The organism is Modicisalibacter ilicicola DSM 19980, assembly GCF_900128925.1.
Lineage (GTDB): Bacteria > Pseudomonadota > Gammaproteobacteria > Pseudomonadales > Halomonadaceae > Modicisalibacter > Modicisalibacter ilicicola.
This window is the reverse complement of record NZ_FQUJ01000002.1, coordinates 15,394-34,630: the sequence shown is the minus strand read 5'-3', so window position 1 is coordinate 34,630 and position 19,237 is coordinate 15,394. Positions and strand designations below refer to the sequence as shown.

24 protein-coding genes are annotated in these 19,237 nt (G+C 63.0%); 15 read left to right on the top strand and 9 right to left on the bottom strand.

What is annotated here, in order from left to right; genetic code table 11:
- Nucleotides 1-184: 184 nt before the first annotated feature.
- From sufC to BUA41_RS00180, 5 genes are all read left to right on the top strand, one after another.
- Nucleotides 185-937, top strand: a complete 753-nt coding sequence (gene sufC, locus BUA41_RS00200; protein WP_072818451.1) for a Fe-S cluster assembly ATPase SufC — start codon at nt 185-187, stop codon at nt 935-937.
- Nucleotides 934-2,316, top strand: coding sequence for a Fe-S cluster assembly protein SufD (sufD, locus tag BUA41_RS00195; RefSeq protein ID WP_072818449.1), 1,383 nt, complete (start codon nt 934-936; stop codon nt 2,314-2,316). The genes sufC and sufD overlap by 4 nt, the downstream gene beginning before the upstream one ends.
- Nucleotides 2,313-3,554, top strand: a complete 1,242-nt coding sequence (locus tag BUA41_RS00190) for a cysteine desulfurase (protein WP_072818447.1) — start codon at nt 2,313-2,315, stop codon at nt 3,552-3,554. The genes sufD and BUA41_RS00190 overlap by 4 nt, the downstream gene beginning before the upstream one ends.
- Before the next feature lie 12 nt (nt 3,555-3,566).
- Nucleotides 3,567-4,130 carry a putative Fe-S cluster assembly protein SufT gene (sufT, locus tag BUA41_RS00185; RefSeq protein WP_072818444.1) on the top strand — a complete coding sequence of 188 codons (564 nt, stop codon included), beginning with the start codon at nt 3,567-3,569 and terminating at the stop codon, nt 4,128-4,130.
- Nucleotides 4,131-4,200: 70 nt separating this feature from the next.
- Entirely contained in the window at nt 4,201-4,878 is a 678-nt protein-coding gene (locus BUA41_RS00180) for a SanA/YdcF family protein (protein ID WP_072818442.1), read from the top strand.
- A 36-nt stretch (nt 4,879-4,914) separates the two neighbouring features.
- On the opposite strand, the gene BUA41_RS00175 is transcribed toward BUA41_RS00180, so the two are convergent.
- From BUA41_RS00175 to BUA41_RS00160, 4 genes are all read right to left on the bottom strand, one after another.
- Complete coding sequence (locus tag BUA41_RS00175) at nt 4,915-5,376, bottom strand: hypothetical protein (RefSeq protein WP_072818440.1); 462 nt, start codon at nt 5,374-5,376, stop codon at nt 4,915-4,917.
- A 104-nt stretch (nt 5,377-5,480) separates the two neighbouring features.
- Entirely contained in the window at nt 5,481-6,389 is a 909-nt protein-coding gene (rimK, locus tag BUA41_RS00170) for a 30S ribosomal protein S6--L-glutamate ligase (RefSeq protein ID WP_072818438.1), read from the bottom strand.
- 34 nt (nt 6,390-6,423) lie between these two features.
- Nucleotides 6,424-6,861, bottom strand: coding sequence for an ATP-dependent zinc protease family protein (locus BUA41_RS00165; protein ID WP_072818436.1), 438 nt, complete (start codon nt 6,859-6,861; stop codon nt 6,424-6,426).
- Nucleotides 6,862-6,864: 3 nt separating this feature from the next.
- Nucleotides 6,865-7,905, bottom strand: a complete 1,041-nt coding sequence (locus BUA41_RS00160) for a DUF3549 family protein (protein ID WP_072818434.1) — start codon at nt 7,903-7,905, stop codon at nt 6,865-6,867.
- Nucleotides 7,906-8,231: 326 nt separating this feature from the next.
- Between BUA41_RS00160 and BUA41_RS00155 the strand changes: the two genes are divergently transcribed.
- From BUA41_RS00155 to BUA41_RS00135, 5 genes are all read left to right on the top strand, one after another.
- Nucleotides 8,232-8,993 carry an amino acid ABC transporter substrate-binding protein gene (locus BUA41_RS00155; protein ID WP_072818432.1) on the top strand — a complete coding sequence of 254 codons (762 nt, stop codon included), beginning with the start codon at nt 8,232-8,234 and terminating at the stop codon, nt 8,991-8,993.
- Nucleotides 8,994-9,033: 40 nt separating this feature from the next.
- Nucleotides 9,034-9,708, top strand: a complete 675-nt coding sequence (locus BUA41_RS00150) for an amino acid ABC transporter permease (protein ID WP_072818430.1) — start codon at nt 9,034-9,036, stop codon at nt 9,706-9,708.
- Nucleotides 9,705-10,454: an amino acid ABC transporter ATP-binding protein gene (locus tag BUA41_RS00145; protein ID WP_072818429.1), complete on the top strand. Its 750-nt coding sequence runs from the start codon at nt 9,705-9,707 to the stop codon at nt 10,452-10,454. Before BUA41_RS00150 ends, BUA41_RS00145 begins: the two co-directional genes overlap by 4 nt.
- 73 nt (nt 10,455-10,527) lie before the next feature.
- On the top strand, nt 10,528-10,854 hold the full coding sequence (locus tag BUA41_RS00140; protein ID WP_072818428.1) for a YqcC family protein: 327 nt from the start codon (nt 10,528-10,530) through the stop codon (nt 10,852-10,854).
- Complete coding sequence (locus tag BUA41_RS00135) at nt 10,855-11,355, top strand: gamma-glutamylcyclotransferase family protein (protein ID WP_072818426.1); 501 nt, start codon at nt 10,855-10,857, stop codon at nt 11,353-11,355. It abuts the gene before it with no gap.
- Nucleotides 11,356-11,383: 28 nt separating this feature from the next.
- Here the strand turns inward: BUA41_RS00135 and arsJ are convergent, their stop codons facing one another.
- Genes arsJ through BUA41_RS19135 form a run of 3 tightly spaced genes read right to left on the bottom strand, consistent with a single transcriptional unit; the run spans nt 11,384 to nt 13,840 of the window.
- Complete coding sequence (gene arsJ / locus BUA41_RS00130; protein WP_072818425.1) at nt 11,384-12,613, bottom strand: organoarsenical effux MFS transporter ArsJ; 1,230 nt, start codon at nt 12,611-12,613, stop codon at nt 11,384-11,386.
- 1 nt (nt 12,614) lies between these two features.
- Nucleotides 12,615-13,631, bottom strand: coding sequence for an ArsJ-associated glyceraldehyde-3-phosphate dehydrogenase (locus BUA41_RS00125; RefSeq protein ID WP_072818424.1), 1,017 nt, complete (start codon nt 13,629-13,631; stop codon nt 12,615-12,617).
- 47 nt (nt 13,632-13,678) lie between these two features.
- Nucleotides 13,679-13,840, bottom strand: a complete 162-nt coding sequence (locus tag BUA41_RS19135; RefSeq protein WP_175546907.1) for a hypothetical protein — start codon at nt 13,838-13,840, stop codon at nt 13,679-13,681.
- 83 nt (nt 13,841-13,923) lie between these two features.
- Here BUA41_RS19135 and BUA41_RS00120 point away from each other — a divergent pair, with 83 nt between their 5' ends.
- Genes BUA41_RS00120 through arsB form a run of 4 tightly spaced genes read left to right on the top strand, consistent with a single transcriptional unit; the run spans nt 13,924 to nt 16,485 of the window.
- Nucleotides 13,924-14,259: an ArsR/SmtB family transcription factor gene (locus tag BUA41_RS00120; RefSeq protein WP_340641238.1), complete on the top strand. Its 336-nt coding sequence runs from the start codon at nt 13,924-13,926 to the stop codon at nt 14,257-14,259.
- A 6-nt stretch (nt 14,260-14,265) separates the two neighbouring features.
- Nucleotides 14,266-14,679: an arsenate reductase (glutaredoxin) gene (arsC, locus tag BUA41_RS00115; protein WP_072818420.1), complete on the top strand. Its 414-nt coding sequence runs from the start codon at nt 14,266-14,268 to the stop codon at nt 14,677-14,679.
- An 11-nt stretch (nt 14,680-14,690) separates the two neighbouring features.
- Nucleotides 14,691-15,404 carry an arsenical resistance protein ArsH gene (arsH, locus tag BUA41_RS00110; RefSeq protein ID WP_245791833.1) on the top strand — a complete coding sequence of 238 codons (714 nt, stop codon included), beginning with the start codon at nt 14,691-14,693 and terminating at the stop codon, nt 15,402-15,404.
- A gap of 13 nt (nt 15,405-15,417) precedes the next feature.
- The gene (gene arsB, locus BUA41_RS00105; RefSeq protein ID WP_072818416.1) at nt 15,418-16,485 is read left to right on the top strand and encodes an ACR3 family arsenite efflux transporter; all 1,068 of its coding nucleotides are present in this window, start codon (nt 15,418-15,420) and stop codon (nt 16,483-16,485) included.
- A gap of 53 nt (nt 16,486-16,538) precedes the next feature.
- On the opposite strand, the gene BUA41_RS00100 is transcribed toward arsB, so the two are convergent.
- Nucleotides 16,539-17,120: an OmpW/AlkL family protein gene (locus BUA41_RS00100; RefSeq protein WP_072818414.1), complete on the bottom strand. Its 582-nt coding sequence runs from the start codon at nt 17,118-17,120 to the stop codon at nt 16,539-16,541.
- 260 nt (nt 17,121-17,380) lie between these two features.
- Between BUA41_RS00100 and BUA41_RS00095 the strand changes: the two genes are divergently transcribed.
- A complete protein-coding gene (locus BUA41_RS00095) occupies nt 17,381-17,665 on the top strand; it encodes a cyd operon YbgE family protein (protein WP_139249019.1) in 285 nt (94 codons plus the stop codon).
- 59 nt (nt 17,666-17,724) lie between these two features.
- Here BUA41_RS00095 and putP read toward each other — a convergent pair whose 3' ends face one another.
- A complete protein-coding gene (gene putP / locus BUA41_RS00090) occupies nt 17,725-19,203 on the bottom strand; it encodes a sodium/proline symporter PutP (RefSeq protein ID WP_072818410.1) in 1,479 nt (492 codons plus the stop codon).
- Nucleotides 19,204-19,237 lie beyond the last annotated feature (34 nt).

The following is a 19,237-nucleotide window of genomic DNA, read 5'->3' as shown; positions in this document are numbered from 1 at the left end:
CGCTGGTCTTGGTAGGAGCCCGATTTATTCGGGCGATGGATCGACCTCTCGCTCGCTGAAGCGAGCTCCTACAGGGAGATGGAACCGCTGGTCTTGGTAGGAGCCCGATTCATCGGGCGATGGCCAACGGGAAAAAACGAATTTTCAGGCCGCCCAGGCGGCTCGACAGGAAACAGGTATCGACATGCTCGAAGTCAAAGATCTGCACGTCACGGTGGAAGGCAAGGAAATCCTTAAGGGACTGTCGCTGACGGTCAACGCCGGTGAGGTGCATGCCATCATGGGTCCCAACGGTGCCGGCAAGTCCACCTTGTCGGCGGTGATCGCCGGCAAGGATGGCTACGAGGTGACCGCCGGATCGATCACCTTCGAGGGGCGTGACGTACTGGAGATGGAGATAGAGGAGCGTGCCCAGGCTGGGCTGCTGCTGGGTTTTCAGTACCCCGTGGAAATTCCGGGAGTAAAGAACGTCTATCTGCTCAAGGCAGCGCTCAATGCCCAGCGCAAGGCGCGGGGCGAAGGTGAGATTCCGGCGCCGGAGTTCATGAAGCTGGTCAAGGAGAAGCTGGGCTTCATGAGGATGGATGCCAGTTTCCTGCAGCGTGCCGTCAACGAAGGCTTCTCCGGGGGCGAGAAGAAGCGCAACGAGATCCTGCAGATGCTGGTTCTCGAGCCCAGGCTCGCCATGCTCGACGAGATCGACTCGGGGCTCGATATCGACGCCATGAAGATCGTCGCCGACGGGGTGAATTCCCTGCGCAGCGAGGAGCGCGCGGTCCTGATGGTCACCCACTATCAGCGCCTGCTCGACTACATCGTGCCGGATCGCGTCCATGTGCTGGTGGATGGGCGTATCGCCAAGTCCGGCGACAAGTCGCTCGCCCTGGAACTCGAATCCCGGGGCTATGAATGGGTGCTTGAGGAGTCCGCGGCATGAGTGCAGCACAAGCCTTTCTCGATCGCTTGGAAGAACGGGTTGCCGACCGGCGCAACGTCTCCGGCGAGGCGGAGCCGAGCTGGATAGCGGCACGCCGGCAGGCCGGCGCGGCCCGCTTCGAGGCGCTCGGTTTCCCGACCAGGCGCGATGAAGCCTGGAAATACACCGATGTCCGCCGCATCAGCGAGGGTGACTTCGGCCTTGCGACGAATGCCGACTTCTCGCGCTCCACGGCGGCGGCACTGGGGCTGCCGATCGATGCCATTCGCCTGAGCTTCGTCGATGGCCTGTTTTCCGCGGAGCTTTCCGATCTCGCGGACCTGCCCGCTGGTGTCACCATCGAGCCCCTTTCTCAGGCACTGCAGGCCAACCATGAAGCCGTGGGCGGTAGCCTGGGTCGCCTGACCGGTGTGGATTTCTCCCCCTTCGCGGCGTTGAATACTGCCTTCGCGGAAGAGGGCGCGGTGGTTCGTATCGCGCCAGGGGCGGTGGTCGACACGCCCATCGTGATCCAGTTCCTGTCCCGCGCCAATGCTCAGCCGGTGATGAGCCACCCGCGCGTATTGATCGAGGCCGGCGCCCGCAGCCAGGCCACGGTGGTCGAGCATTACGTCGGGGAGGAGAAGGCTGCCAACTTCACCAACGTGGTCGGCGAGGTGCTTCTCGAGCGCGGGGCGATCCTCGAGCACTACATCTTGCAGGAGGCCCCGCTGGGAGACTCGCATGTGGCCAGCCTGCACATCGACCAGGGGCGCGACAGTCGGTTCACCTCCTTCAACATCAACCTGGGCGGGGCCCTGGTGCGCAACGACCTGGTGGCCGACCTCAATGCCGAAGGTGCGGAGGCCAACTACTACGGGCTGTTCTTCGCCCAGGGGCGCCAGCACGTGGACAACCATACCCTGGTCAATCACAACGCCCCCCATACCTTCTCCAACGAGAACTACAAGGGCATCCTCGGCGATAGGGCCCGGGGCGTGTTCAACGGCAAGGTCATCGTCAAGCGCGACAGCCAGAAGATCGAGGCGCACCAGAGCAATGCCAATCTGCTGCTCTCGGATCGTGCCGAGATCGACACCAAGCCGGAACTGGAAATCTACGCCGATGACGTCAAGTGCTCTCACGGCGCCACCACCGGGCAGCTCGATGAAGATGCGGTCTTCGCCCTGCGTACCCGGGGGATCGACGAGCAGACGGCCCGTGGGCTGCTGACGCTGGCCTTCGCCGGCGAGGTGATGGAGCAGGTGACGCTGGACACGGTGGCCGAGCGGGTCGAACGCACCGTGGCCGGCAAGCTGCCCGAACGCTTCAACTTGAGCGATCTGGTCGAGGTGTCCTCGGAGAGTGGTGCCGATAGCGCAGCGAGGAGTTCATCATGACCGCAATGAACGATCTGGCGTTGGATGTCACCCGGGTGCGTCGCGACTTTCCGATACTCGAGCGCCAGGTGCACGGCAAGCCGCTGGTCTACCTGGACAACGCGGCGACCAGCCAGACACCGCGGCAGGTCATCGAGACGCTGGATCACTACTACCGCCATTACAATGCCAACATTCATCGTGGCCTGCACACCCTGGCGGACGAGGCGACGGCAGCCTACGAGCAGACCCGTGACAGCGTGCGCGACTTCATCAACGCCGCGGACCGACGGGAGATCATCTTTACCGGCGGTACCACCGAGGCCATCAACCTGGTGGCCAACAGCTGGGGGCGGGCCAACCTCAAGCCCGGCGACGAGATCCTGATCTCCCAGCTGGAGCACCATTCCAACATCGTGCCCTGGCAGTTGCTGGCCGAGCAGCGCGAGCTCGTCATCCGGGTGATCCCGGTGGACGAGCAGGGAGCGCTGGACATGTCGGCCTATCGTGACCTGTTCACCGAACGTACGCGCCTGGTGGCGGTCAACCACATCTCGAATGCCTTCGGTACCATCAATCCGGTACGCGAAATGGCGGCCATCGCCCATGCGCACCGAGCATTGATTCTCGTGGATGGCGCCCAAGCGGTTCCTCATGCGCCCGTGGACGTGCGACATATCGATGCGGACTTCTACGCCTTTTCGGCCCACAAGGTCTATGGCCCCACCGGTGTCGGCGTGCTCTACGGCAAGGCGGAGCTGCTCGAGGCCATGCCGCCGTGGCAGGGAGGCGGCGAGATGATCCGCACGGTCTCCTTCGACGCAGGCACCACCTATGCCGCGATACCCCACAAGTTCGAGGCCGGCACGCCGCCCATTGCCGAAGTCATCGCCATGGGGCGCGCGCTCGCCTGGGTCGACGACATCGGCATCGCGATGATCGGCGCCTGGGAGCAGAAGCTGCTCAGGCATGCCACCGAGCGCATGATGCGTATCGACGGGTTGCGTATCCTGGGCACCGCCCCTCACAAGGCCGGTGTCATTTCCTTCGTCGTCGATGGCGCCCATGCCCAGGACATCGGCCTGCTGATCGATCAGCTCGGCGTCGCGGTGCGCACCGGCAACCACTGCGCCCAGCCGTTGCTGCAACACTTCGGTGTCGAGGCTACCTGCCGCGCCTCCTTTGCCGCCTACAACACCCTCGAGGAGATAGATATCTTCGTCGAGGCGCTTGAGCGTGTGATCGGCATGGTGCGTTGAAACGGAGCAGACATGCAGCAACTCGAAGGACTCTACAAGGGGCAGCAGATCCCCCTGCAGCGTGATGTCGAGGCGATCTCGATCCCCTTCGGCAAGAGCGTCCCGATCGCCGAGGACAGCGTCGTGTCAGTGATGCAGGCCAAGGGCAGCACCATCAGCGTCGCCTACGAAGGTCGCCTTTTCTTGATCGAGGGGAGTGATTTCGACGCCTTGGGGCTCTCCCCCCTGCCGCGCCCGACCCTGTCAACCGAGGCCAGCGAGGAAGAGATCGAGCAGTTCGTCTGGGATCAGCTGCGGACCTGTTATGATCCCGAGATTCCGGTCAATATCGTGGATCTCGGGCTGGTCTACGGTTGCCGTATCGAGCATCTGCTCAGCGGCGAGCGCATCGTGACCGTGCGCATGACGCTCACGGCCCCGGGATGCGGCATGGGTGATGTCATCGCCGAGGATGCACGGCGCAAGATCCTCGGGGCGCCCCAGATTGCCCGGGTGCACATCGAAACTGTCTTCGATCCCCCCTGGAGCCGCGACATGATGAGCGAGGAGGCGCGTCTGGAACTGGGCATGTTCTAATGGTTGGCAACGCGCCGTGATGGCCCAGCAGTGATATTCCGGCCGTATGAGAATTGGAGCGAGGAACGCGATGCGGCTGGCGGTGGTGTCGATCCTGAAGAAATGGGTGCTGGCCCTGGCTGCCGTGGCGGTACTGATCGCTGGGGGCGTGCTGGCGGCGAATGCCTGGATAGTGGCGAGGACCCAGGATCGCATCGAGGGCGAACTGCCCCTGTGTGCCAGCGAGCCCGTCGGGGTGGTCTTCGGCACCTCCTACTGGGCCCGGGGGGGAGGACGCAATCCTCATTACGCGGCCCGGCTCGAGGCTGCTTCCCGGCTGTTGCGCCTCAAGCGCGTGCAGCATCTATTGCTGTCCGGTGACAATCGCACGCGCTTCTATAACGAACCGGTCACCATGTGGCGGGATCTGCGTGCCGCCAACGTGCGCAACAGCGACATGACTCTGGATTATGCCGGCTTCAGCACCTTCGACACCCTGGTCAGGGCAAAGGAGGTGTTCGGGCTCGAACGGATCCTGCTGATCACCCAGGATTGGCATCTCCCCCGGGCGCTGTTCATCGCCGAGGCGCTTGGCCTGGAAGCCGCCGGATGCGCAATACCGACCGATCCGGTCGCCGGGACCTGGCAGTTGCGGATGCGTGAATGGCTGGCGCGGGTGGGGATGCTGGGCGATCTCTATCTGTGGGGGCGCGAGCCTCACTTCCTCGGGCCGCGAGAGCCCATAAAGATCGCCCCCTCGACGCCCTAGGCCTTGCCCGAGAAGTACCTGTGCCGACTCGACGAACTACCCGGCACGTTGATGACGCTTCTTGCGCGGTTTCTGCACTTGATACAGCTCGCGTATCAGGGCACGGCAACCCTTCCAGCAACGCTCGATGACCGGCTCGATGGGGTCCGGCAGGGGATGGGTATGCAGCGTGGCCAGGGCCTGCATCAGGACGCGCTCCTGCTCCAGCAGTTCACCGATCAGCACCTGGCTGTCATCACCGACGAAGCTCTTGAGGCGGCTCCACAACCATAGATAGTCGTCTCTCTCGACATCGGCGTCCCGGGGTAGAAGGTCGAGGTGCTGCTTGGCCAGGGCCTGCAGTTCGCGCATTGCCTTCTCGCGCTGTTCGTAATGCGGCTTCAAGGCGTCACGCAGCGAAGGGCGCAGGCGTTCGATGTTGTCCTGAAAATAGTCAAGACTATCGGCCAGTGCCTCCAGCACATTATCCATCGCCACTTGGCGATTATCGAGAAACATGGGCGGTCACCTCCTCCGGTGACGCAAATTGTGCGCGGGGAAACACTGTTTTGCTACCCCCTGCGGCAATAATTTTTTTGTTTGCACGTTTGTTGCGCATCGCCTCAGCCCTTGGGTTTCGGAGGCGCCTTGCGCGGTGCCACGGCGTGTTTTTCCAGGTGTTCGATGATCAGCCCGGCAATGTCCTTGCCCGTGGCCGTCTCGATTCCCTGCAGTCCCGGGGACGAGTTGACCTCCATGATCACCGGGCCATGATTGGAACGTAGCAGGTCGACCCCGGCCACCTGCAAGCCCATGGCCTTGGCGGCGCGAATGGCCGTGGAGCGCTCTTCGGGGGTGATGCGGATCACGCTGGCGCTACCGCCGCGATGCAGGTTGGAACGAAACTCCCCCTCCGCCGCCTGACGCTTCATCGAGGCCACCACCTTGTCGCCTACCACCAGGCAGCGAATGTCGGCGCCCTTGGCTTCCTTGATGTACTCCTGGACCATGATGTTGGCTTTCATGCCCATGAACGCCTGGACCACCGACTCGGCCGCCTGGTTGGTCTCGGCCAGCACCACCCCGATGCCCTGGGTGCCTTCCAGCAGCTTGATCACCAACGGGGCGCCCTTGACCATGGTGATCAAGTCGGGAATGTCGTCCGGCGAGTGGGCGAAGCCGGTGATCGGCAGGCCAAGCCCCTTGCGCGAGAGCAGTTGCAGGGAGCGCAGCTTGTCCCGGGAGCGGGTGATCGAGACGTTGTCGTTGAGCACGTAGGTGCCCATCATCTCGAACTGGCGCAGCACTGCACAGCCATAGAAGGTGACCGACGCGCCGATGCGCGGGATGACCGCATCGAAGGCTTCCAGCTGCGCCCCCTTGTAGTGGATCGAGGGACGATGCGAAGCGATGTTCATGTAGCAGCGCAAGGTATCTATCACTCGTGCGCTGTGTCCCCGGCTCTCCGCTGCCTCGATTAAGCGGCGGGTGGAGTACAGGTTGCGATTACGCGACAACAGGGCGATGTGCATGATGTTCTCCAGACCCGGCAGGGGGAACAGGGGTTCAAGGTTCACCGTGGAGGAAGGCGGTGCCAGGGGCGACCAACAGACGACGCATGGCGCGACGGCCCAGCAGCATGGGATGACGCATCTCGCGGCGGTCGACCAGGGTCAATTCGACCGGGTAATCCAGTTCTCCGAGGAGCATGTGCGTGCGTACCACGTAGCGCCATTGGGTATGGCCATTGGAGCTGGTGACCCGGCGGCGGTCATGCAGATGCATTCTGACCGGATGGGCGGGGCTATCGGGGCCGCCACCACGGGTGACGAAACTCACCCACATGTGGCCGCCCTCTTCATAGCTGTCGATATCCTCGGCATGCAGGGCGGAGGTGCGCGCGCCGGTATCGATCTTGCAGCACAGCGACAGACCGAGCTCCGACAACGTGACCATTTCACGGCGGCCGACGACCGCCTTGGCATGATAGGGCAATGCTTTCATGGTTCAGGCACTTCGATGGCTGAATTCGGCCAGCCGTCGCTGGGTCATGGACCCGGGAGCGGCCTGGCGCAGGCTGAGCAACAGGGGCAGTCGCAGGCGCGGAATCAACGCCAGGTCGCGGACCACCGCGGCAAAGTCGGTACGTTGGTCATCGGCCAGCCTCTCGATGAAGCGTGGCAGGCGTTCGGCATCCTCCAGCTGCGCCCAGCCTCGGGCCGCGATGGCCGCCAGCGAGTCGGGGCCGCAGGCCGAGGCGTCGTCGAGCAGGCTGTCGTACCAGGCGCCCGCCACCTCTCGGGGAGCCTGGCCGACGGCTCTTATACAGGCACAGAAGGTCTCGAGATCGCCCTCGGCGGCGGCGCGTTCGCCACGCTCGACCAGTGCCCGGGCAAGGGGTATCGAGGGTGTCACATGTTCTAGACAGTGACACAAGGGGCGCAGCACTTCCACCGGCAGCGAGGCCAGTCGGGAAGCCAGCTCGTCGCTCTGCTGGGCATCGTGACGCACGGCAAAGTCGGCAAGCCCCTGCAGCCCCAGGGCCTGCCATCGCTCTTCCACACCCTGGCCGGTGAGGTACTCCTCGACCGGCTCCAGATGCTCGCTGGCGGCACGCTGCAGATCGCGACTTGCATGGGCGTGCAGCATGGCGCGCTGGGTGAGGTCCGGGGTGAAGGCCCGGGGATCGTCCCGCATCAGATCGTCGAGGCGATCCCCCGGAGCACTGTCGGCCCCCTGAGCCGAGCGACCCAGGCTTTCCAGAAGACGCTCCAGGAAGGCATCGCGCGGTGCCGGTTCCAGGAAGCCCTGCTCGTCCAGGGGCAGGGTCAGAAACCAGATCAGCGGATCGTCGTCGCCATCACCCAGCCGAAAGACGCACGCCAGTCGGGCGTGTCCCAGCCATGGCCGTGGCCAGGCGAGTTCGCCTGCCTCGAAGGCGGCCAGCGTGGCGGCAGGGCAGGGCGACACTTGGCGACCCAGGGTATAGAACCTGGCCGTTGCCCCGATGCGGGTGAAGAAATCGCCGAGCGAGAGTATCGGCTGCATGACGTCCTCCTTGTCCGGGCCGCGCACTGTAGCGTGTCGTCCAGTACCTTGTCAGCCCCGGAGGTGGTTAAAAATTAAGCATTATGGCCGAGTGGGCCTCTGGCCTGGGTCGACGTCATCGTTCCAGAGTTTATCCACAACGTCTTTCAGGGTTTTTGTGAATGATCGCCATATGCCACTGATATGGCAAAAATTAACAGACTCTATTAGTCAAGCGCGGCATTTTTCTCTAGGCTATGTAACGAAAAAGAATAGATAGTAGACTCCCTTATTCTCTATACGTGCTTCTCCATACATGCATCGCTCATGCCTCACAGGAGATTTTCATGCGACACATGCTCTCGGCTGCAATGCTCGCTGTCTCGCTCGGACTCGCCGGGCAAGCCATGGCGCAAGATGACGACCAGACACTTAAAGTTGGCATGTCGGGTGGGTATTTTCCATTCACCTTCGTCGAGCAGGATACGCTGAAAGGGTTCGAGGTGGACGTGATGAACGCGGTGGCCGAACGCCTCGGCGTCGAGGTCGAGTACATCACGGCCAACTTCTCGGGGCTGTTCGGCATGCTCGAGTCCGGGCGCATCGATACCATCGCCAACCAGATCACCATCACCGACGAGCGTCAGAAAAAATACGCGTTCACTCAGCCCTATGTCTACGACGGCGCCCAAGTGGTGGTCAAGCGCGGCAATGAGGGCATCGAGGGTGTCGAGGATCTGCGTGGCAAGACCGTCGCGGTCAACCTCGGCTCGAACTACGAGCAGTTGCTGCGTGAGTTGCCCTATTCGGACGAGATCGATATCCGTACCTACGAGAGCAACATCGAGCAGGATACCGCGCTTGGCAGGGTGGATGCCTTCGTCATGGACCGAGTCAGCGCCAGCCAGGTGATCAAGGAGAAGCCGTTGCCGCTGGCCCTGGCCGGCAAGCCATTCTCCGATATTCGCAACGCCCTGCCATTCCGTGACGACCAGGCGGGCCGCGAACTGCGTGACCGGGTCGACCGGGCCTTGGCTGAACTCAAGGAGGACGGCACCCTGAGCGAGATATCGCAGGAGTGGTTCGGCAGCGACATCACCCAGCCGTGAGCGCCTTCTCAGGATAAAAAAGAAAGGAATCGCCAACTCAATGAATGCGCTAGACGTCGATTATATGCTGGGCCTGATGCCGATCCTGCTCGGCTATCTGCCGTTGACCTTGCAGATGGCCGCTGCCGGCATGGTCCTGGCGTTGATCCTCGCGTGCCTGATGGCGGTGGTGAGGGTGCTGGCAATTCCCGGGCTCAATGCCTTCACCCTGCTGTTCATCTCGTTCTTTCGCGGCACCCCGTTGCTGGTGCAGCTGTTCCTGTTCTACTACGGCCTGCCCCAGCTCTTGAGCGTGCTGACCCAGATCAACGGCATCACCGCCACCATCATGGGGCTGACGCTGCATTTTTCGGCCTACATGGCCGAGTCGATCCGCGCGGCCATCGTCGGGGTCGACCGCAGCCAGACCGATGCAGCGCTGTCGATCGGCATGACCCGTGGCCAGACGATGCGCCGCATCGTGCTGCCCCAGGCGACCCGGGTGGCGGTGCCGACGCTGATGAACTACTTCATCGACATGATCAAGGCGACGTCCCTGGCCTTCACCCTTGGTGTCACCGAGCTGATGGGGGCCACCCAGAAGGAGGCCGCCGGCAGCTTCCTCTATTTCGAGGCCTTCATCAGCGTGGCGCTGATCTACTGGGGGGTCGTCGAACTGCTGGCCTGGCTGCAGCGTCGCCTCGAGACAAGACTCAACAGGGCCTATCAACGATGATCGAGATTCAGGGGCTGGTGAAGCGTTTCAATGACGCGACGATTCTCGACGGCATCGACCTGACCATCGAGCAGGGCGAGATCATCGTCGTGATCGGGCCGTCCGGTACCGGCAAGTCGACATTGCTGCGCTGCGTGAACTTCCTCGAACAGCCGAATGCCGGTCGGATCCGGATCGGCGATCTGGACGTGGACGTGGCCCGGGCCAGCAAGAAGGAGATTCTCGCCTTGCGTCGGCGTACCGCCTTCGTCTTCCAGAACTATGCCTTGTTCGCCAACAAGACCGCCCTCGAGAATGTTGCCGAGGGGCTGATCGTGGTCAACGGCTGGAAGAAGGCCAGGGCCCATGCCCGGGCGCGGGAACTCCTTGCGCGCGTGGGGCTGGGCGACAAGGTTGATGCCTATCCCGCCTCGCTCTCCGGCGGGCAGCAGCAGCGGGTGGGGATTGCCCGCGCGATGGCGGCCCAGGCAGAGGTGATCCTGTTCGACGAGCCGACATCGTCACTGGATCCCGAATGGGTCGAGGAAGTATTGGGGGTGATGAAGCAGCTGGCCAGGGAGCGTCAGACCATGCTGGTGGTAACCCACGAGATGAGTTTCGCTCGGGATGTCGCCGACCGGGTCATCTTCATGAGCGATGGACGCATCGTCGAGCAGGGCCCGCCATCGCAGCTCTTCTCGGCGCCCGAGGACGAGCGTACCAGGAGCTTTCTGCGCAAGGTGCTGGCAACCCAGGAAGCCCTCTGAATGTCAGGGTGGCTGGCCAGTGCCGTCTTGCCAAGGGATAATCGTTGCACATTCTGCTCGACCCGGAGTCGTCATGACACCGCATACCGAACTCGGTCACGCGCTGGCGCGCCTGGAGGCGACGCTCAGTAGCGTCGATCTGTGGCGCACGCCTTGCCCCGAGGCCACCGCCTTCGACAGCCAGGAGCCGTTCTGTCTGGACACCATGGAGCTCCCCCAGTGGCTGCGCTATGTCTTCATTCCCCGGCTGCAGGCGCTGGTGGATACCGAGGCAGCGTTGCCGGTCACATGTCAGGTGGCGCCGGCCGTCGAAGCCTACCTGCAGCATGCCAAACCCAGCACCCGGGCACTCGTGGTCAAGGCAGTCGCCGATGTCGACCGTATCGTGACGGAGGCCTGAATGCCCTACTATTTCGCCTACGGCAGCAACATGAACGTACAGCGGGTTGCGGCTCGCATCGGCGAGACGCGTCGAGCGCTACCCGGGGTATTGCCCGGCTTCCAACTGCGCTTCGACAAGGCATCGCGAATCCCGGGGATTGCCCACGCCAACGTGGCGGCCCATCCCGGTCACGAGGTGGAAGGTGCCCTGTTCGAGCTGATCGAGCCGGGGCAGATCGAGTTGATGGACCCCTTCGAAGGGGTGCCACGTGATTACCGGCGCGAACGCCATACCATCGAAACGGCGGAGGGCGGCATCGAGGCCTGGGTCTACATCGCGCAGCCGGAGCGCATCCGACCATCGCTCAGGCCTGCTCGCGAATACCTCGAGCACCTGCTCGCCGGCGAGGCCTTTCTGTCGACCGATTACCACGATCGACTGGCCCGGGTCGAGGCCGTCGAGGGATTGTGCGACACGACGCTGACGATGCTGGGGCTGTCCCGCTATACGCCACGCTAGTACGACTGGAAAACAAAGGGTATCCGGATCAAGTGGCTGACGATCCCTCCCGTGGCAGCGCAAGAGCCAGCAGGGCGCTGGCTGCCACCAGGGCGGCCGAGATCCACAGACAGGCAGCCAGGCCGTACACCTGGTACACCCAACCGGAGAGTAGCGTGCCGGCGAGGCGGCCCATGGCGTTGGCCATGTAGTAGAAGCCGACATCCATGGAGACGCCGTCGGCCCGGGCGTAGTGCACGATCAGGTAGCTGTGCCAGCTGGAGTTGACGGCGAAGAGCACGCCGAAGGCCAAAAGCCCCGTCACCAACCAGCCCACCTCGGCCAAGGGCAGCAGGGCCAGCAGCGCCGGCAGGCCGGCAAGCGCCAGGGCCCAGAACACGGTGATACCCCGTGCCCCGCCGCTGACCAGGCCGGTGAGGCGCGGCGCCTGGGTCTGCACCCCACCATAGCCGATCACCCAGATGGCCAGCAGGCCGCCCACCGTCCAATGGCTCCAGCCGTGCTGGTCGTAGAGGAACACCGGCAACGCCACCACGAACCACACGTCCCGGGAGGCGAACAGGCACAGCCGCGCCGCCGAGAGCACGTTGATGGCTTTTGAGGAGGAGAACACCTCGGTGAACTTGGGCTTGCGTTTCTGGCGACCCAGGTCGGCCTTGAGCCGTACCAGCGACAGCGTCAACACCGCGACGAGCATCACTGCCATGGCGATGACCGCACCGCGGAAGCCGATCAGGGTCAGCAGCAGGCCGCCGAGGAAGAAACCGGCCCCCTTCAGCGCGTTCTTGGAACCGGTGAGGATCGCCACCCAACGATAGAGGGCGCTCTGGGCGCTGGGGCTGTCCTTGGGGACCAGTACCTTGACCGCGCTCTTGGCGCTCATCTTGTTGAGGTCCTTGGCGATGCCCGAGAGCGCCTGGGCGGCCATCACCCAGGGCACGGTCAGCGCCGGGGCGGGCACCATCAGCATGGCCAGGGCGACGATCTGCAGGGCGAGGCCCGCGTTCATGGTGCGGTTGAGGCCCAGGCGCGCCCCCAGCCAGCCCCCCACCAGGTTGGTGACCACCCCGAATGCCTCGTAGAAGAGGAACAGCAGCGCCACCTCCAGCGGCGAATAGCCGAGCTGGTGGAAGTGGAGCACCACCAACATGCGCAGGGCACCGTCGGTAAGGGTGAAGGCCCAGTAGTTGCCGGTGATCAGCAGGTACTGGCGCACCTCGAAGGGCAGTGCCTTCAAGCGACCCGAAAACCCCGCCATATCAGTTCCTGCCCACCTTCAGCGCTAGTTCGGCGGTTCGGTTGGCGTAGCCCCATTCGTTGTCGTACCAGGCGTAGAGCTTGAGCTGGGTGCCGTTGACCACCAGGGTCGAGGGCGCGTCGATGACCGAGCTGCGCGGGTCGGTGCGGTAGTCGATGGAGACCAGCGGGCGCTCCTCGTAGCCCAGGATACCGGCGAGTTCGCCCTCGGCGGCAGCCTTAAGCGCTGTGTTGACCTCGTCCACCGTCACCTCGCGTTCGAGCTCGAAGACCATGTCGGTGAGCGAGGCGTTGGCCAGGGGCACGCGCACGGCGTGGCCGTTCAGCTTGCCCTCGAGCTCGGGAAAGATGGCAGTGATCGCCTTGGCCGAGCCGGTGGTGGTGGGAATCAGGCTCATGCCGCAGGCACGGGCCCGTCGCAAGTCCTTGTGGGGGGCGTCGAGGATGGTCTGGGTATTGGTGATATCGTGCACCGTGGTCATGGAGCCATGGCGGATGCCGAAGGTCTCGTGGATCACCTTGACCGCCGGCGCCAGGCAATTGGTGGTGCAGCTCGCCGCGGTGACGATGCGGTGCGTCTTGGGATCGTAGCAGTCGTCATTGACCCCCATCACCACGTCAAGCACGCCCTCTTCCTTCACTGGTGCGCTCACCACCACCCGGCCGACGCCCTGGTCCAGGTAGGCCTGCAGCTTCTCGCGGGTCTTGATCTTGCCCGAGCACTCGATGACCACGTCGCAGCTCGACCAGTCGCTGTCGACTGTGGCGACCTGGGAGGTAAAAGCCAGGCGCCGACCGTCGATGAGGATGGCCGCCTCGGTGGCCTCGATTCCCTGACCCGGCGACCAGTGGCCATGCACCGAGTCGAACTCCAGCAGGTGGGCGAAGGTGGCGGCGTCGCCGCCCGGATCGTTGATCAGGCCGATCTCGACCTTGCCCGATTCGATGGAGCTCCAGAGGCTGCGCAGCGTCAACCTGCCAATGCGTCCGAAGCCATTGATACCAATACGCAGAGTCATAGTTATCTCGCTTTTGAATGTGGGTATGGGCTGCGATGAACCGAGGCTCAGCACTCGAAGTCCTCGCGCCCCTTGATCTTCAGCCACCGCATCAGCCGATGACGGATCTCGACCAGCGCCTGCTGGGGCCGTTGCTGCTGTCCCATCAGTTGGCCCTCATCGATACAGGCTTCCCTATAGGCAAATAGATAGAAGTTGTGTGCTGCCACGACGTTCTGCGCGCCTACCTCGAGTGAAGGGCTTGACGCGGCCCCAATAATTCCATATTTTTCGAAATATGGAAACATCAAGCGTGATAGAGAGCTTTTCCGCTCTGGCCCAGGAGACACGCCTGGCGGTCTTTCGCCTGCTGGTACGCCAGGAACCGGATGGGCTCGCCGCTGGCGAGCTCGCACGGCAGCTATCGGTGCCACATGCCACGATGTCGGCGCACCTGTCTGTGCTGTCGCGGGCAGGTCTGGTGGTACCTCGTCGCCAGGGGCGATCGATCATCTACCGGGCGAATCTAAACCACATGCAGGAAGCCATCCGCTTCCTGGTGCGCGACTGTTGTGCGGGGCATCCGGAGGTGTGTGGCCCCTTGGCGGAGTCCCTGAGCGGTTGCACTCCGAATCAAGATCGGGAATGAGACGGCATGCTCCCCCAGATCTATCACAACCCGAACTGCGGCACATCGCGCAATACCCTGGCGATGATGAAGGCCTCTGGTGAACCTCCCGAGATCATCGAATATCTCAAGACGCCCCCAAGTCGGGAACGTCTCGTGGAGCTGCTGGCGATGATGGGTATCCGCCCTCGGGATCTGCTGCGGCGCAAGGGAACCCCCTACGAGGCGTTGGGGCTGGACGACCCGGCCTTGACGGATGATCAACTGATCGATGCCATGCTGGCGGAACCGATACTGATCAACCGTCCGATTGTAGTGACACGGAAGGGCGCCAGGCTATGCCGACCCTCGGAGACGGTGCGGGATCTCCTTGACCACCCAGTAGCGCACTTCATCAAGGAAGATGGTGAAGTCATCCATTACTCAGGAAACGCCCCATGAGCGACATCAAGATGCTGGCAGACCTCCCCAATATTGATCCTTCGCAGTTGCGTTCCATCGACACGACACTGCTGGCAGGCTCCGAGGCACCCCAGCATCCGCCCCGTATTTTGGTGCTCTACGGATCCCTGCGAGAACGCTCCTACTCGCGCTTCGTTGCCGAAGAGGCCGGGCGGCTGCTGCGCTGGTTCGGATGCGAGGTGCGAACTTTCAACCCCAGCGGTCTGCCCTTGCCGGATGATGCGGGGGTCGGTCATCCCAAGGTTCAGGAGTTACGCGAGCTGGCCGAGTGGTCGGAGGGTATGCTGTGGGTGAGTCCCGAACGCCATGGTGCCATGACGGCCGTCATGAAGGCCCAGATCGACTGGATTCCGTTGTCGCTGGGCGGCATTCGCCCGACGCAGGGCAAGACCCTGGCCGTGATGCAGGTATCAGGCGGGAGCCAGAGCTTCAACGCGGTCAACCAGATGCGCCTCCTCGGTCGCTGGATGCGCATGGTAACCACTCCAAACCAGTCTTCGGTGCCGAAAGCTTTCACTGAATTCGACGAAGAGGGCCGCATGAAGCCCTCCCCACTGTACCTCCGCATAGTGGATGTTTGCGAGGAGCTGACCAAGTTCACCCTGATGATCCGGGGACGAAGCGACTACTTGACGGACCGCTACTCTGAGCGGGTGGAAAGCGCAGAAGACGTTTCCCGGCGCGTGAATCAATGTGCCATCTGACAGGAGCCAAACCATGACCGCACTCCAGGAATCCCAGGCCCCCGGTGCCTCCGAGGGCATGGGGCTCTTCGAGCGCTATCTCTCGGTATGGGTGGCGTTGGCCATCGTCGCCGGGGTCCTGCTCGGCCAGCTTGTCCCGGCGGTACCCGAGACGCTGTCACGCTTCGAATATGCCCAGGTATCGATCCCGGTGGCGATCCTGATCTGGGCGATGATCTTTCCCATGATGGCGCAAATCGACTTTACCGCCGTGCTCGGTGTGCGCCGCCAGCCCAAGGGGCTGGTCATTACCACCTCGGTGAACTGGCTGATCAAGCCTTTCACCATGTTCGCCATCGCCTGGTTCTTCCTGATGGTGGTGTTCCGTCCGCTGATTCCGGAGCACCTGGCGAGCCAATACCTGGCCGGCGCCATTCTGCTGGGGGCCGCCCCCTGCACAGCCATGGTCTTCGTGTGGAGCTACCTGACCCGCGGCGACGCCGCCTACACCCTGGTGCAGGTGGCCCTCAACGACCTGATCATGCTGTTCGCCTTCGCGCCGATCGTGGTCTTCCTGCTCGGCGTGTCGAACATCCAGGTACCCTGGGACACCGTGGCGCTATCGGTCTTTCTCTATATCGTGATTCCGCTGGCGGCCGGCTACCTGACCCGGCGCACCCTGATCGCCCGCCGTGGCAGCGAGTGGTACGACAACGTCTTCATGAAGAGGGTGGGGCCGATCACCCCCATCGGGCTGATCATTACTCTGGTGCTGCTGTTCGCCTTCCAGGGCGACGTGATCTTGGCCAATCCGCTGCATATCGTGCTGATCGCCGTTCCGCTGATCATCCAGACCTTGCTGATCTTCTTCATCGCCTACGGCTGGGCCAAGGCGTGGAAGGTACCCCACAGCGTGGCGGCCCCCGGGGCGATGATCGGTGCCAGCAACTTCTTCGAGCTGGCCGTGGCCGCGGCCATCGCCCTGTTTGGCCTGCAGTCCGGCGCGGCGCTGGCCACTGTGGTAGGGGTGCTGGTGGAGGTGCCAATCATGCTCATGCTGGTCAGAATCGCCAACAATACACGGGACAGGTTCCCCGAATGAGAAAAAAACGCCGGGCACGGAGGCCCGACGCTCGAAACCGGTGAATCGGTATTTCAGAAGTTGAAGGTCACACCACCGCCGACCGTGACCGGGTCGAGGTCGAGTTCGCCGCTGTCGCCGTTGGCGCTGTAGTCGACATCGAGATCGGTGTAGGAGGCGAAGCCGTTGAGTGACAGGTAGTCGGTGATGATCAGGTCGACGCCCAGCTCGCCCTTGGGGGCCCAGGTGTTGTCGAGGTTGAGCCCGGCGCTCTCGTTGGAGAAGCGCGTGTAGTTGGCGCCGATGCCGGCGTAAGGCTGAACCCGGGCGTCCAGGCCGCCCAGCGGGTAGAACTGAGCCATCAGGTCGAAGGGCTGGCGTTCGAAGCTGTCTCCCGGTTCGCCTGCCTTGTAGGTGTGCTCGAATTCCTCGCCACCCCCCAGGGACACCGCGAACTTGTCGTGCACCATGTAGCCCACGCTACCGATGAAGCCCTTTTCGTTGCTGATGGCGTTGTCGTCATCGCCCTCTGGGCTGGTCTTGGCTACGTCACCCCGAACCAGAATGTCGCCTGCTTCGTAGGCCATGGCTGCTTGGGAGGCGCCGAAGAGGCTGGCCGCGACGATGGCGGTGGAAAGCAGTTGCGTCTTGGTCATGAGATTCTCCTTCAGCCTTTGCTCGGCACTCGAGGCCGGCAGCGACCGGTTAACGTCCTTTGTGAAAAGAAAACGCTGTTTCTTTACTGTGGGGAGGAGTATAGGAAACAGTGTTCGCCATGTCTCGTAGTTTTTTGTTATCACGCAGTCAGGAAAAATCCACTGCAACTATTGAGGTGTTTTTCCGATTGCTCGAATGCCGGCCATGACGTTCACTAGCTCATGAAGGTTTGAACAAGATGGCGAAGGGAGACGCTTTCATGATCAGGACAGAGCGTTGGTATGGTCAATATGGGCAGCTGGCATCGCTGCTGGCGGCGACGTCGATGGCCCTGTGGCTACTGGTAAGGCCCGAGCTCGTCAGCGGCCTGCCGTTGGGCCTGCGATTGCCCGTGTGGCTGCTGGGTCTGTGGGCGGTCGGCTCGGGATTCTTTCACGGCATGGGGCTGGTCAAGGGAACGGGATGGAGGCAACGCCTGCTGGGGGCGCCGCTGTGCTGGGTGTTGCTGGCCGTGTTCCTCCTCCTTCTGTTGGTTCGCAGCTGATACAAAAGACTCGGGCCACGAACGTGGCCCGAGTGCGTTGCCGATCGGTGATGCCGGGGTCAGGTGGACCTGACGCTATCGAACTCCGCCGTGACTTCGGCCGCGGGTTCGGTCGTGGCCAGGCTGACCACATAGATGGCGATGTAGGCGAAGATCACGCCGGGCACGATTTCATAGAGATCGAAGATGCCTCCGGACACCATGCTCCACAGCACCACGGTCACCCCCCCGACGACGATCCCGGCAAGCGCTCCCCAGCGATTCATGCGCCGCCAGAACAGCGCCATGACCAGCGCCGGGCCGAAGGCCGCGCCGAAGCCGGCCCAGGCGTAGGAGACCAGCCCGAGTACCGTGGAGTCGGGATTGAGTGCCAGCAGATAGGCGATGACGGCGATGCCGACGACCGCGAAGCGCCCTATCCACACCAGTTCCTTGGACGAGGCGTCCTTGCGGAAGATCGCCTTGTAGAAGTCATCGGTCAAGGCTGAGGAGGAGACCAGCAGTTGCGAATCCACCGTGGACATCACCGCGGCGAGAATCGCTGCCAGCAGCACGCCGGCCACCACCGGATGGAAGATGAAGTTGACCATGACCATGAAGATGGTCTCGCTGTCGCCGAGATCCCGGGGCACGTAGGCCAGCCCCAACAGGCCGACGGCCACCGCGCACAAGAGGCCGATGCCCGACCAGGTCACCGCGATGAACCGTGAAGTGGGAATGTCGTTCTCGCTGCGAATGGCCGCGAAACGCGCCAGGATATGGGGTTGGCCGAAGTAGCCCAGCCCCCAGGCCAGCGAACTGACGATGCCGATCACCGAAAGCGTCTCACCCGTCGAGGCATCCTTGAACCAGGACAGCAACTGGGGGCTGTCGGCGGTAATACGGCTGGCCGCTTCGCTGAAGCCCCCCATGTCGACCAGGGCGATCACCGGCACGATCATCAAGGCCACCACCATCATCAGCCCCTGGATCAGATCGGTCCAAGAGACGGCGAGAAAGCCACCGAAGAAGGTGTAGGAGACGATGGCGAGCGTGCCCACCGTAACCGCCAGCGTGTAATCGAGACCGAACACCGTCTCGAACAGCTTGCCGCCGGCCACCAGGCCCGAGCTGGTATAGAACAGGAAGAACAGCAGGATGAAGATCGCCGAGATCACGCGCAGCAGGTGTGAGTTGTCGCGGAAGCGCTGGGCGAAGAATTCGGGCAGGGTCAGGGAGTCGCTGGCCACGAAGCTGTAGATGCGCAGCCGACGTGCCACGATCAGCCAGTTCAGCCAGGTGCCCGCCAGCAGGCCGATGGCGATCCAGCTCGCCGAGAGCCCGCTGACATAGGCCGCGCCGGGCAGTCCGAGCAGCAGCCAGCCCGACATGTCCGAGGCGCCGGCGGAAATCGCCGCCGTCCACGGGCCCAGCGAGCGCCCCCCGAGGATGTAATCCGAGAGATCGTTGGTACGCTTCCAGGCCACCAGACCGATGCCCAGCATCAGAAGCAGGTAGAGTGCGAAGGTGATGCCGATGGTAATACTGTTTTCCACCATGAGTGTCGTCCTATCCAGTTGTTTTTGTCGAACA